We start from the raw sequence: 13,087 nt of genomic DNA on the forward strand, positions 1-13,087 counted from the left end.
TGTCTTGCCATGTTGGTCTCCTCGCCTCGTTTGTGCCCTTGGAGCACGTTCACTGGCACTATCAGCCAGTTTGAGGGTCGAGGCCAACATGGTATTTGGAAAGGGGGCCCGGGGGGATAACCTTTCTCCAGAAAAGGTTCCCCCCAGGTCTGCTCCTTCCCAAAGTCTTCAGGCTGCCTCATCAGCGACGGGGTTTCGCAGCACGCCGTAGCCTTCGAGTTCGATTTCGCAGACGTCGCCGGGTTTGAGGAAAACGGGCGGGGTGCGGGCGAAGCCGACGCCGGACGGCGTGCCGGTGACGATGACGTCGCCTGGGGCCAGGGTCATGGCCTCGGAAATCGCGGCCACCAGCGTGGCCACATCGAAAAGCATGTCCGCCGTGGACGCCTCCTGCATGCTCTCGCCGTTGACCGATGCCGACAGGCGCAGGCCCTTCGCCCCGGGGGGCAGTTCGTCGGTGGTGCACAGTTCGGGGCCGAATGCGCCCGTATTGTCGAAATTCTTGCCCAAAAACCACTGGCTGGAGCGAAACTGGTAGTCGCGGACGGAGCCCTCGTTGAAAAGGGCGTATCCGGCCACGTGGGCCAGCGCGGCTGCGGCCGGGATATGCCGCCCGCCAATGCCGATGATCGCGGCCACTTCGGCTTCGAAATCGAGTTTTGGGGACACCCTGGGCCGTATCAGCGGCGCGTCGTGGCCGATGAGGGTCGTGGCCATGCGTCCGAAAAAGACTGGGTTTTCGGGCAGACTTTTGGGGTCGATCTCGATGGCGTGATCCACGTAATTAAGTCCGACGCACAGGATCTTGTCCGGATGCGGCACCGGCGGCAGCAGGCGAACGGCGGAAAATCGGAGTTGCGCATGGGACGGCGCGGCATCCGCGGCGGCGCCGGCGGCGGCAAGCCCGGCATCGCCCAGGGCCAGCAGGGACTTCATGTCCCGGGGCAGTTCCGGGGCGGCAATGGCCAGATCGACAAGGATATCGCCCAGCCGTACCCCGAGGCGCGGACCGTCGGCATGGGAAAAGGTGACAAGACGCATGGCCCCTCCTTTACGGCGACTGTGGGACTGTAGAGGGGGCGGCGGCGCGGCGTCAAGGACAAGACCGGGAAAGGGCCTTACAGGAACGTCATGCTTGTCTAAGGAGAAAGGGCGGGAAACGGAGGCAAGAGCCGGCCCAGGGCCAAAACGGGGCCTCTCAGCGGCCCTGGGGCAGGAACTGGGCGCTTGTAAGCTCCGAAAGCACGGTCAAAAGGGCCATGCCCCGAAGATCTGGCAGGGACAGCGAAGAGGTGAGTTTTTCCAGCAAGCTTTTTATTTTCTTGGGTCCCTTGAGCAGGGGAACGTCGCCGGTCAGGCCGATTTCCTTTTTCAGGTAGTCCACGGCTTCTTCCTGGCCGCCGAGCTCGTCGACAAGGCCAAGTTCCAGGGCGCGCGCGCCGGTCATGGCCCGGCCGTCGGCAATGGCCGCGATGGCGTCCTTGGCCAGCTTGCGCTGCCTGGCCACATCGCCGGAAAATTGTTTGTTGAGGTCGTCGATCAAGCCCTTGAGATAGGCGCGCTGGTCGTCGGTAAGGGGTTTGAAGGGGCTGCCGGCGTCCTTAAGCTTCCCCGTGGTCAGGGATTCAAAGTCGATGCCGAGCTTTTGCAGCAAATCGCGCACGTTGGCGAACTGCGTCATGACCCCGATGCTGCCGGTGATGGTGCCCGGATTGGCGAAGATACGCCCGGCCGGGCAGGCGGCGTAGTAGCCGCCCGAGGCGGCGACGGCGGAGAAGGAGGCCACGACGGGCTTGACCGCGCCCAGCTTTTTGACCGCCATATACATTTCCTGGGACGGGCCGAAGGCTCCGCCGGGGGAATTGACGCGCAACACCACGCCTTTGACCGATTTGTCGTCGCGCAGCTTGCGGATAAAGGCCACCACCTTCTCGGCGTCGATGATGGGCCCTTCGATGCGCACCACGCCGATGCGTGGCTCGGCCGCGCCGAAAAGGCTGTCGCCCTCCGCGTCATGGCCAAAGACGCCGCAAGCGGCCGCGATCCCCAAAACGAGGATCACGGCCGCCACGGCAATGGCCAGCCCGAAGAGGCCCGGGTGGCGTGCGGCAAAGGATTGGCTAGTGCTGGGCATCCTCTTCCAACTTCTGGCGCAGCAGTTCACCGAGGTTGCTGCCGGTGTCGGACGGGCCGGCGGTGCGGAATTCCTTGGCCTTGCGCTTGTCCTCTTCGTCCTTGATGGACTTGATGGACAGGCCCAGGCGGCGTTCGTCGGCGCTGACGTGGATGACCTTGGCTTCGATCTCGTCCCCTTCCTTGTACAACTCGGCCGGGGTCTTGACCTTCTTGCGGCTGATCTCCGAGACGTGGACCAGGCCTTCGATGCCTTCCTCGACCTCGACGAACAGGCCGAAGTCGGTGATATTGGTCACCGTGCCCTTGACCATGGCGCCGACCGGGTAGGTGTCGGGCACGCGGGTCCAGGGATCTTCGGAAAGCTGCTTGATGCCGAGGGTGAACTTCTCGTTTTCCTTGTCCACGGTCAGGACCTTGGCCATGACGATATCGCCGGACTTGAACATCTCGCCGGGGTGACGGACTTTCTTGGTCCAGGAGATGTCGGAGACGTGGATCAGGCCGTCGATGCCGTCTTCGATACCGATGAAGATACCGAATTCGGTGATGTTTTTCACCGAACCCTCAAGGATGGTGCCCTCGGGGTACTTCTCGGCCACGATATCCCAGGGGTTGGGCCGCACCTGCTTCATGCCGAGCGAGATGCGCTTTTTCTCGGGATCGACGGAAAGGACCACCACTTCGACTTCGTCGCCGACGTGGACCATCTGGCTCGGGTGGCGCAGTTTGCGGGTCCAGGACATCTCGGAGATGTGGACCAGACCCTCGACACCGGCCTCGAGTTCGACGAACGCACCGTAGTCGACCAGGTTGGTGACCTTGCCGGTAAGCCGGGTCCCCTCGGGGTATTTGCCGGCGATATTTTCCCAGGGGTCGGACACGAGCTGCTTCATGCCGAGAGAAACTTTCTGCTTCTCCTGGTCGAAGGACAGGACCTTCAATTGCAGTTCGTCGCCGAGGTGCACAAGCTCCTTGGGGTGCTTGATGCGCTTCCAGGACATATCGGTGATGTGCATGAGCCCGTCGAGGCCACCGAGGTCGACGAACACGCCGTACTCGGTGATGTTTTTCACGCGGCCGGTGACGACCTGGCCTTCCTCGAGGGTCTTGAGCAGATCCTTGCGCATGGAATCGCGACGTTCTTCGAGCAGCACACGCCGCGAAACGATGACGTTGCTGCGGCGGCGGTTGATCTTCAGAACGCGGAATTCAAACTCCTGGCCGACCAGGGCGTCCATGTCGGGCACGGGCCGCAGGTCGACGTGGGAGCCGGGCAGGAACGCTTCGACGCCACCAAGGTCGACGGTGTAGCCGCCCTTGATGCGGCGCACGATCCGACCGCTGATGACGTCATCTTTTTCCTGGATTTCCTCGAGCTTATCAAAAAGCTGCATCCGCTTGGCCCGTTCGCGGGACAAGTAGATGGTGCCTTCGGATTCGTTCTTGGAGACGACGTAGACGTCGATTTGGTCGCCGACGGCCACTTCGAGTTCGCCAGCGGCGTCTTGGAATTCACTGACGGGAATCTGGCCTTCGGACTTGAAATTCACGTCGACGAGGACGTGTTCCTTGCCGAGACGCACCACGACGCCCTGAGTGATGGAGCCTTCCTCCAGGTCGCCGAAATCCTCATTGAGGTAATTTTCGAGAGCGTCCTCGAAGTTGACTTCCATGTCCGAGTTAGGGTTGGCATTCATTTCCGGGGTTTTGTCCATGAGTTGACCTCCAACACGATCTATCCCTGTGAAAAGGATTTTTGGTCGTAGCAGAAAGACCGCTGGGGCACAACTCCAATATCCCGGCGTTTCCTGGCAAAAAAAGGCGTCCGCAAGTCGGGTCCCTGTGCCTGGAAGAGCGATAAAGGACGCTTCGCCTGCGGGTTGCGGCGGAAAACCCGAGCGAGTCGATCAGAAATAGTCGGGCAGGACCGGGCGCAGCAGGTCCATACCGCCCCAGGCGTCGAAAAGCGCCGTTGCCCGCGTTTCCACTTCCACCCGGTCGAGGGGCCAGCCCGCCACGCTGCCGGAAAAGACGACGTAGAACAGGCCGCCGGAGCAGCCGCCGTGGTGGTTGAAGTATAACAGGCCAAAAATAAAAAGTTTAGGAAGGGGAGAGCGCGAGAGGGGAGAACCCTTTGCAAAAGGGTTTCCCCTCTCGCATCATTCCTCTTTCCTAATTCTTCTTCTTTTCTTCTAGCTCAGCGCCACCAGGTCGTAGTCCTTGGTTTCCTCGATGGTGGCGCTGACCATGGCTCCGGGCGTGACGCCGGGGCCGCTTACGTACGTCACCCCGTCGATCTCCGGGGCCTGGAACCAGCAGCGGCCGATGTGCAGCCCGGGCCATTCGCCGTGGACCGCGTCCACGAGCACGTCCTGCTCGCTGCCGGCGTATTGCTCCAGGAGTTCGGCGCTGATTTCCTTTTGGGCGGCCATGAGCGCGGCCACGCGGCGTTCCTTGACGTCCCGGCGCACCTGCCCCGGCATGGCCGCCGCCGGGGTGCCGTCCTCGCGGTGGTAGGGGAAGACGCCCACGTGCATGAGCCGGGTGCGCGCTACGAACGCGAGCAGGGCCTCGAAATGGGCCTTTTTTTCCCCGGGCAATCCCACGATGAAGGTGGAACGCAGGGCGGCGTCCGGAAAGTGCTTGCGCACGCGGTCGACGATCGTGTCCGCGTCCGCCGCCTTGGGTCGGGCCATGGCGGCCAGCATCTCCGGGTGGACGTGCTGGAAGGGAATGTCGAAATAGGGCACGAACGGCCGCCCCGCGCCGGCCAGGAACGAAAGCAGGGAATCGGTCACGCCGGACGGATAAAGGTAGAGCAGGCGCAGCCAGGAAAGCCCGGGCAGCGGCAGGAGCTTTCCCAAAAGCGCCTTGAGGCCTTCCTGCATGCCCAGATCGCGGCCGTAGGCCGTCACGTCCTGGGCCACCAGAACCAGCTCTTTGGCTCCCTGGTCAATCAGCCCCTTGGCCTCGGCAACGAGCCCGTCAAGCGGCCGGCTGACCAGTTTGCCCCGGATGGCGGGGATGGTGCAGTAGCGGCAGGCGTGGTCGCAGCCCTCGGCGATCTTGAGATAGGCGTAGGACGGCGGGGTGCTGGCCACGCGTCCGGCTGGCGCGGCGCTCTCGGCCCCGAGCACGGCGGCCAGGCGGCCTGGGATCAGGTCGAGTTCGCTTGGCAGTCCCCAGATGTCCACCTCGGGGAGATCGCGTCGCAGCGTGGCGTCGAACCGGGCCGGCAGGCAGCCCATGACCGCGAGCTTGGGTCGCGGGGAAAGCGCGCGGATGGTCTCGGCCAGCTCCAGGATGACGGCCACGGATTCCTCCACCGCCGGGGCGATGAAGGCGCAGGTGTTGACCACGATCAGGTCGGCGGCGGCCGGGTCGTCGACCATGGCCGTGCGAAAGGGCAGGGCGCCCAAGGCCGTCTCGGTGTCCACGCGGTTCTTGGGACAGCCAAGGCTTACGGCGTGAACCTTGTATGTATGGGCCATGATGTGGCTTCCGTCCTTGCGGGCAATGTCTGGCCGGGCTATCATGGGCGGTGCCAAATGGCAAAACCGCCGGCAGCGGCCGGCCTGGAGGGGCCATGCGCATCGACCCCGAACTGCCGCCACGCCTTTGTCTTTTTGGCGACGGCCGACAACTTCTCGATTGTTTCGAACTGGTCCGGCAGGCGGGCGTGCGCGGTCCGGGCAGCGCCTTCGACGGCATGGAGCTTGCCGCCGCCCCGGCCGACGGCGATGCGACTCCGGCCGGACAGGCCCGGGAACTCGGCATCGGCTGGAGCGACGACGTCACGGTCCTGCTCCAAAGCGCGTCACCGGGGCTGGTCGTGCTTGTCACCGACGGCGCGACCCTGCCGTGTGCGCTGCCGGGCGGCTGGCGCATCCTGTCTCCCGACGATGCCCGTCTGCTTTTTACCGTGGCCTCGCGCGCCGCCGCCGTCCAGGCCTGCCGGCCGGACATGGCCCGGGCCAGACGTCTGCTGGCCAACCTCTTCGACAATATGGACGACGAGATCGCGCTGCTCGCTCCGGACGGGACGCTCCTCGACGCCAACGCGAGTCTGTCCAGACGCTTGGAGCGGCCCCGGGAGGAACTCGTCGGCCTGCCGGCGAAGGAGGCCTTTCCGGATTTTCCGGACCTGGACGCTCCCGGAGAGGGGGACGCGCCTTCCGTCCATGCCGCCCTGGCCGCCGGGCGCAAGGCCAGCCGTGACGGCTCGCGGGTCGACCGCCGGGGCCGGCTGCGTTATTTCCGCACCGCGTTCTACCCGGTGCCCGGGCCCGCTGGTCGGCCGGACCATGTGGCCGTGCTGCGCCGCGACATTACCCACGATGTCTTTCTGGAGCGCCGGCTGCAAAAATCCGAGCGCCTGGCCGCCATCGGCGAACTGTCCATGTTCATTTCCCACGGGATCCGAAACCCGCTTTTCGCCATTGCCGGCTTTGCCAACGCCCTGCTGCGGGCCAAGGATCTGGGCGAGGCCAGCCGGGAAAAGGCCTCCATCATCCTGTCCGAATCCCGCCGCCTGGACGAGATCTTAAAGGACATCATCAATTTCGCCCGCCCCACCGTGTCCAGGCCCGGCGAGGTCGATCTGGCCGACGTGGCCCGGCGCACCACGGCGATCATGCGCCACGCCCTGGAAAGCCAGGGCATCGCCGTCACCCTCGACCTGTCCCCGGACGCCCCGGTGGCCCGGGGCGATCCCGAAACCATGACCCAGTGCTTGGTCAATTGCCTCAAGAACGCCATGGAGGCCATGCCGGACGGCGGGCATATCACGGTGGCCACCGGGCTGCGCGAGGGCCGCGCCCGGTTGTCCGTCTCCGACGACGGCCCCGGCATCGCCCCGGACATCCTGCCCCGGGTGTTCAACCCCTTTTTCACCACCCGGGACAAACGCGCCGGCCTGGGGCTCGCCATGACAAAAAAGATACTGGAAGACCTGGGCGGCAGTGTGGAACTGGAAAGCGTCCCGGGGAAAGGCACCACCGTGGCCCTTTCCCTGCCCCCATACCTGGAACTGTCCCCCGAGGAGGTTTGATGGACAGGCTCGCCCCGGCCGCGCCGACCCAAGTGGTGCTGGCCACCCGCAACAAGGGAAAAATCAAGGAATTAAACGCGCTGCTCGCCCCGCTTGGCGTGCGCGTCGTCGGGCTCGATGCCTTTCCGGACATCGGCGACATCCCCGAGACCGGAAAGACGTTTCTGGACAACGCCCGCATCAAGGCCCACGCCGTGTGCAAAGCCACCGGCCTCGTCAGCCTGGCCGACGATTCCGGGCTGTGCGTGGACGCGCTTTCCGGCGCGCCGGGCGTGTACTCGGCCCGTTTTTCCGGCGAACACGCAAACGATGCCGCCAACAACGCCAAGCTCCTGGCCGCCCTGGCCCATGTGCCCGAACGCGACCGGACCTGCCGTTTCGTTTCCGTGGTCGTGGCCGCCTGCCCCGACGGCCGGGAGCTGACGACCGAAGGGACCTGGGAAGGGCGCGTCCTCGCCGCTCCGGCCGGCAGCGGCGGCTTTGGCTACGACCCGCTCTTTTTCGACCCCACGGCCGGCAAAGCCGCGGCCGAGCTCGCGCCCGAAGAAAAAAACGCCCGCAGCCATCGCGGCAAGGCCCTGGCCAGGCTGGTCGCGGCCTGGCCGGGGTTTTGGGGCGATGGGTAAAGGATAGCGGAAGAAGGATGACGGCAGGAGAGGCTCCGCCTCTCCTGCACCTCTCCGCCGGGGGGCTTGATGCCCCCCGGACCCCCCTTGCCGGGTTGGGATGGCGGGCGGGGGCGGAGTTGTCGGGAGGCGGATCGCGGCGACAAGGCGCGCCAGCGTCGAAGCGCCACATTGTAAAGATGAAGAGTGGGAAAGGCTGGTAGGGTGACGGGAATCTCGCACGAACGGGAGGACGCCATGACCAAGTCGTATCTGCTGTGCAAGTGCACCGGGGAAGACCGGATTCCCCTGGTCGTCTTTACCGCCGACAACGTCGACGAGGCCCGTGAGGCCCCGACATGGCTGCGGCGCAAGCATCCGGATCATCCCGGCCTGCGACTGGCCCCCGGGGAATTCTTCGAAATCCTGGAAAAGGACCTTTGCCCCGCCGACGAGTGGGACGCGGCCCTGGCCCGCATCCATGCCGAAAAGCCGGCATCGAAGCAGTCCTGACGGGCCGCGTTCCGATCTCCCGCGACGGCGGGCGAAAAACTACGGCATGCGCAGGTAGCGGGCGTCCATCCAGCCGGGAACGCCGGAATCCGACACGACGATGCGTGCCCAGCCGCTTTGATATTCATAGACCCGCACGGCCTGGCCACGGTAGACCACGGTCCGCACATCGCAGCCCGGCGACGGGCAAATCCGTACATTGACCGAGTCCGCGCCGACCACACGCACGTACCCGGCCGGCGGCGGCGGCGTCAGGTCGATGGAGACGCTGCATCCCACGCCAAGGACCGTCAGCAACAACAGCAGCCCCAAGGTGTTTGCAATTTTCGCTTTCATGGCTCCCCCTCATGATACTTCGCGGCATTTTGTGTTTTATGCCTGACGCAGGGCTCTTTGTCCAGGAATTCCTTGACTTTTTTCCAATATGATGGCTTTTCAAAGAACATGAAGCTGACCGTCGTTGTGGACAACAATACACTGATCGACCGTTACCTGCTCGGTGAACCCGGGGTTTCCCTGCTGTTGCATGACGGCGGCCGGCAGGTGCTGTTCGATTGCGGCTATTCCGACGTGCTGTGCAAAAACGCCGCCCGGCTCGGCATCGATCTGGGCGAGCTCGACGTGGTCGCCCTGTCCCATGGCCACCTGGACCATACCTGGGGCCTGGCCCATCTGCTTTCCCTTTTCAACGCGCGCGCCTGCGAGGGCCGCATCGGCTCACGCCCCTTGCTCGTAGCCCATCCCGAGGCCTTTTTGCCCAAACGCGTCAGCGGCATGTTTATCGGCTCCATGGTGTCCGAGGCCGCCCTGGGCGACCATTTCACCATGCGCCTGACCCGCGAGCCCCTGCGCCTGACGGATTGGCTTTTTTTCCTGGGCGAGATTCCCCGCCGCATCCCCTTCGAAGCGCCGACGCCCCTTGGCGTGCGCGTAACGCCCAAGGGCGCGGTCCCGGACCTGCTCCCGGACGATTCCGCCCTGGCCTATCTTGGGGAAAAAGGCCTCGTCATCATCACCGGCTGCGCCCATGCCGGCATCTGCAACATTGTCGCCCACGCCCGGGAAGTGACCGGCGAACGGCGTGTGTCCGCCATCATCGGGGGCTTGCACCTGCACGACGCCGCACCCGACCGCATCGATGCCGTGGCCGCCTGGCTGGCCGAGGCCGGTGTTGCCGCGCTCTATCCCTGCCACTGCACCGGATTCGCCGCCACCCTGGCCTTGAGCAGGGTCCTGCCCGTAAGCGAGGTCGGCGTGGGCTTATCGCTTATTTTCGAGTAACCTTCTCGCATTCCCGGGAAGCCCTTTTGGCGGAACAATGGCCGGGGTTTCCCCCATTCGCGGCAAGGCCGCAAAGGAGATGCGCCAGCATGTGGGACGCCAAGCCGCCCAGATATGATGTTTCCCGATTAACAGACCAGGATATTTATCTTTTCAAGCAGGGAAACCATTTCGACCTGCCGGACAAGCTCGGTTCGCAGGCCATGACCGTGGAGGACGAGCCGGGCGTCCACTTCGCGGTCTGGGCCCCCAACGCCAAGACCGTGTCCGTGGTCGGGGACTTCAACGGCTGGGAGCCCGGAAAGCACCTCATGGCCGCCCGCCCGGACGCCTCGGGCATCCACGAGTGCTTCATCCCCGGCCTTGGCCAGGGCACGCACTACAAATTTCATATCGAGTCGAGCGTCGGTGATTACCGCGCCGACAAGGGCGATCCCTACGCCTTCTACTGGGAAACCTCGCCAAGCACCGCCTCCATCGTCTGGGACCTCGACTACCAGTGGAACGACGCGGCCTGGATGGCCTCGCGCCACGAAAAAAACGGATTTTCCGCGCCGATTTCCATCTACGAGGTGCACCTCGGCTCGTTTAAGCGCGTTCACGAGGACCGCTACCGGTCGCTGTCCTACCTGGAGATGGCCGACCATCTCACCGAGCACGTGCTGCGCTGCGGCTTTTCCCACGTGGAATTCCTGCCCATCATGGAGCACCCCTTCTTCGGCTCCTGGGGCTACCAGACGCTTGGCTACTTCGCCCCCACCAGCCGCTTCGGCTCGCCCCAGGACTTCATGGCGCTCATCGACCGGCTCCACCAGAACGGCATCGGCGTCGTCCTCGACTGGGTGCCCTCCCATTTTCCCACCGACGGCCATGGCCTGTCCTTTTTCGACGGCACCCACCTCTACGAGCATGCCGACCCCAAAAAGGGCTACCACCCGGACTGGAACTGCTACATCTTCAATACCGGCCGCTACGAGGTCCGCGAGTTCCTCATCTCCAGCGCGCTTTTCTGGCTCAAGAACTACCACGTCGATGCCCTGCGCGTGGACGCCGTGGCCTCCATGCTCTACCTCGACTACTCCCGCCGCGAGGGCGAATGGATTCCCAACATCCACGGCGGCCGGGAGAACCTGGATAATATCGCCTTCCTGCGACGCCTGAATGAAATGGTCTACAGCCGCTTCCCCGGCTGCGAAACCATGGCCGAGGAATCCACCTCCTGGCCCATGGTGTCGCGGCCTCCCTACCTCGGCGGCCTCGGGTTCGGCATGAAATGGAACATGGGCTGGATGCACGATACCCTGAACTACTTCTCCCGTGACCCGATCTTTCGCAAATACCACCACGGCGAACTGACCTTCAGCATCTGGTACGCCTTTTCGGAAAATTTCATCCTGGCCCTGTCCCACGACGAAGTGGTCTACGGCAAGGGCAGTCTGCTCGGTAAAATGCCCGGCGACGACTGGAAACGCTTCGCCAACCTGCGCCTGCTCTACGGCTACATGTTCGGCCATCCCGGCAAGAAGCTGCTTTTTATGGGCGGTGAGTTCGCCCAATGGCAGGAATGGAACCACGACGCCGAACCGCAATGGGAATTGCTTGATTCCCCGCCGCACCAGGGCGTCATGCAATGGGTCGCGGACTTAAACCGGGTCTACAAGGAAGAAACCGCCCTGCACCAGCGCGATTTCAAGCCCGAAGGCTTTGAATGGATCGACTACCGCGATGCCGAGGCCAGTGTCCTGGCCTTCCTGCGGCGCGGCAAGGACCCCGCCGACGTGCTGCTCGTGGCGCTCAACTTCACCCCCGTGCCGCGCGAAAGCTACCGCATCGGCGTGCCCGTCCCCGGCCTGTGGACCGAACTGCTCAACAGCGACTCCAAGCTCTACGGCGGCTCGGGCATCGGCAACGCCGGCGCGGTCATGGCCGAGGCCATCGAAAGTTTCGACCACCCCTATTCCCTCAACCTCACCCTGCCGCCCCTGGGCGTCGTCTTTTTGCGCCCGGCTCGGTGAGGGATGATGATGCAAGCATGAGGCAAGGAGGCAGGGGCGCTGCCCCTGGACCCTGCCGGGAGGCCACGGGCCCCCCGGTCCCCCCGTCCGGTGTGCTTTGGCTGGACAGGGAGGCGTTGGCTTGCCGGTAAAGGGAGGTCCGGAGGGCATAAGCCCTCCGGCGGGGGTGCGGGGGCAGAGCCCCCGCCTCTTCCCTGGCCGCTTGTTAGTCCGCCCAGACGACGCGGTTGCGGCCGGTGCGTTTGGCTTTGTAGAGGGCGGCGTCGGCGGCGGCGAGCATGTTTTCGATGGAGCCTTTGGGCTTGTCGCACAGGCCGATGCTGATGGTGACGCCGACGGAGAGTTTGCCGGCTTTGGCTTTGGAGCGTTCGATGCTGTTGCGCAGGTCGTTGAAGGCGCTCTGGGCTTGCGGTCCTTCCAGCCCCATGGCCAGCACGCAGAATTCCTCACCGCCGAGGCGCGCCACGATGTCGTGGCCGCGGAAGCGGGTGGACAGGCCGTGGGCCACGTGTTTGAGCACCTCGTCGCCCACGGCGTGGCCATAGCTGTCATTGACCTTTTTGAAGTGGTCGATGTCGAGCATGGCCAGGGTCATGGGTTCTTCGCCCCGGGCCAGCCGGTTGTAGCGGTCCTTGGATGTTTCGAAGAAGTGCCGGCGGTTGTAGAGGCTGGTCAGTGGGTCGCGGATGGAGGTTTCGCGCAGTTTCTGGATGTATTCGAGCATTTCCAGGTTCTGGGTGACCCGGCAGTAGAATTCCTCGCTGGAGAAGGGTTTGTTGAGGAAATCGTTGGCGCCGTTTTTGATGAACCGGGCGGAGAGGATGGTGTTGCCGTAGGCGGAGATGCCGATGACGGCCACTTCGTCCTTGCGTTTGCGGCGTCGGATCTGGCGGGTGAGTTCCACGCCGTCCATACCGGGCATGAAGTAGTCGCTGATGACGACCTTGATTTCGGGATGGCGTTCCAGCACGGACAGGGCCAAGGGGCCGTCGTCGGCCTCGTGGACGATGAACTCGTGGGCGGTGAGCAGGCGCACGAGGTGGTGGCGCACGGTCTGGGAGTCGTCGGCGACGAGGATATGGACGAACTTGTTAAGCGAAATGCGCCGCACGAGCGAGCACAGGTAATCGAGGCTGTCCGGGGATTCCTTGGACACGTAGTCCACGACCTTCTTGGCCCAGACGCGGTCGCGGATTTCGGATTCCACGTCGCCGGTGAAGACGATGGAGGGGACGCCCCGGGAGATGACGTAATCGACGATGCCGCCGTCGGGGCAATCCGGGAGGTGCAGGTCGAGCAGGGCGACGAAGAACGTGTCATTGTCTGGATTTTCTTCCAGAATGTAGCGGGCTTCTTCGAAATTCGAGGCCCAGCAGACATTGAAGAACAGTTCATCCTCGATCTTGCGAATGAGAATGCGGGCAAAGACCTTGCTGTCTTCGACGATAAGTACTTTTTCCATGCGGGAACAACCGACCGGCACGGGA

At 64.0% G+C, this 13,087-nt stretch carries 11 protein-coding genes; 5 read left to right on the forward strand and 6 right to left on the reverse strand.

Going from position 1 to position 13,087, the window contains the following annotated elements; translation table 11 throughout:
• Positions 1–168: 168 nt before the first annotated feature.
• The 4 genes from ACMZ6R_RS10425 to rimO form a co-directional block, all read right to left on the reverse strand.
• Positions 169–1,041: a fumarylacetoacetate hydrolase family protein gene (locus ACMZ6R_RS10425; protein WP_416111092.1), complete on the reverse strand. Its 873-nt coding sequence runs from the start codon at positions 1,039–1,041 to the stop codon at positions 169–171.
• Positions 1,042–1,198: 157 nt separating this feature from the next.
• Positions 1,199–2,134: a signal peptide peptidase SppA gene (gene sppA, locus ACMZ6R_RS10430; protein WP_416111094.1), complete on the reverse strand. Its 936-nt coding sequence runs from the start codon at positions 2,132–2,134 to the stop codon at positions 1,199–1,201.
• Positions 2,121–3,851, reverse strand: coding sequence for a 30S ribosomal protein S1 (locus ACMZ6R_RS10435; RefSeq protein ID WP_416111096.1), 1,731 nt, complete (start codon positions 3,849–3,851; stop codon positions 2,121–2,123). The genes sppA and ACMZ6R_RS10435 overlap by 14 nt, the downstream gene beginning before the upstream one ends.
• 477 nt (positions 3,852–4,328) lie before the next feature.
• Positions 4,329–5,627, reverse strand: coding sequence for a 30S ribosomal protein S12 methylthiotransferase RimO (rimO, locus tag ACMZ6R_RS10440; protein ID WP_416111098.1), 1,299 nt, complete (start codon positions 5,625–5,627; stop codon positions 4,329–4,331).
• Positions 5,628–5,722: 95 nt separating this feature from the next.
• Here rimO and ACMZ6R_RS10445 point away from each other — a divergent pair, with 95 nt between their 5' ends.
• From ACMZ6R_RS10445 to ACMZ6R_RS10455, 3 genes are all read left to right on the forward strand, one after another.
• The gene (locus ACMZ6R_RS10445) at positions 5,723–7,186 is read left to right on the forward strand and encodes a two-component system sensor histidine kinase NtrB (RefSeq protein ID WP_416111100.1); all 1,464 of its coding nucleotides are present in this window, start codon (positions 5,723–5,725) and stop codon (positions 7,184–7,186) included.
• Positions 7,186–7,812 (forward strand): XTP/dITP diphosphatase, encoded by a 627-nt coding sequence (locus tag ACMZ6R_RS10450; protein ID WP_416111102.1) that lies wholly within the window; start codon positions 7,186–7,188, stop codon positions 7,810–7,812. The genes ACMZ6R_RS10445 and ACMZ6R_RS10450 overlap by 1 nt, the downstream gene beginning before the upstream one ends.
• A 237-nt stretch (positions 7,813–8,049) precedes the next feature.
• Complete coding sequence (locus ACMZ6R_RS10455; protein WP_416111104.1) at positions 8,050–8,304, forward strand: hypothetical protein; 255 nt, start codon at positions 8,050–8,052, stop codon at positions 8,302–8,304.
• Positions 8,305–8,343: 39 nt separating this feature from the next.
• On the opposite strand, the gene ACMZ6R_RS10460 is transcribed toward ACMZ6R_RS10455, so the two are convergent.
• Positions 8,344–8,640: an SH3 domain-containing protein gene (locus tag ACMZ6R_RS10460; RefSeq protein ID WP_416111106.1), complete on the reverse strand. Its 297-nt coding sequence runs from the start codon at positions 8,638–8,640 to the stop codon at positions 8,344–8,346.
• Between the two features lie 108 nt (positions 8,641–8,748).
• On the opposite strand from ACMZ6R_RS10460, the gene ACMZ6R_RS10465 reads away from it, so the two are divergent.
• Positions 8,749–9,585, forward strand: a complete 837-nt coding sequence (locus tag ACMZ6R_RS10465) for an MBL fold metallo-hydrolase (RefSeq protein ID WP_416111108.1) — start codon at positions 8,749–8,751, stop codon at positions 9,583–9,585.
• Between the two features lie 89 nt (positions 9,586–9,674).
• Positions 9,675–11,600 (forward strand): 1,4-alpha-glucan branching protein GlgB, encoded by a 1,926-nt coding sequence (glgB, locus tag ACMZ6R_RS10470; protein WP_416111110.1) that lies wholly within the window; start codon positions 9,675–9,677, stop codon positions 11,598–11,600.
• A 205-nt stretch (positions 11,601–11,805) separates the two neighbouring features.
• Here glgB and ACMZ6R_RS10475 read toward each other — a convergent pair whose 3' ends face one another.
• On the reverse strand, positions 11,806–13,062 hold the full coding sequence (locus ACMZ6R_RS10475) for a diguanylate cyclase (RefSeq protein ID WP_416111112.1): 1,257 nt from the start codon (positions 13,060–13,062) through the stop codon (positions 11,806–11,808).
• Positions 13,063–13,087 lie beyond the last annotated feature (25 nt).

Origin of the sequence: Solidesulfovibrio sp. C21 (genome assembly GCF_047785625.1) — a bacterium.
Lineage (GTDB): Bacteria > Desulfobacterota > Desulfovibrionia > Desulfovibrionales > Desulfovibrionaceae > Solidesulfovibrio.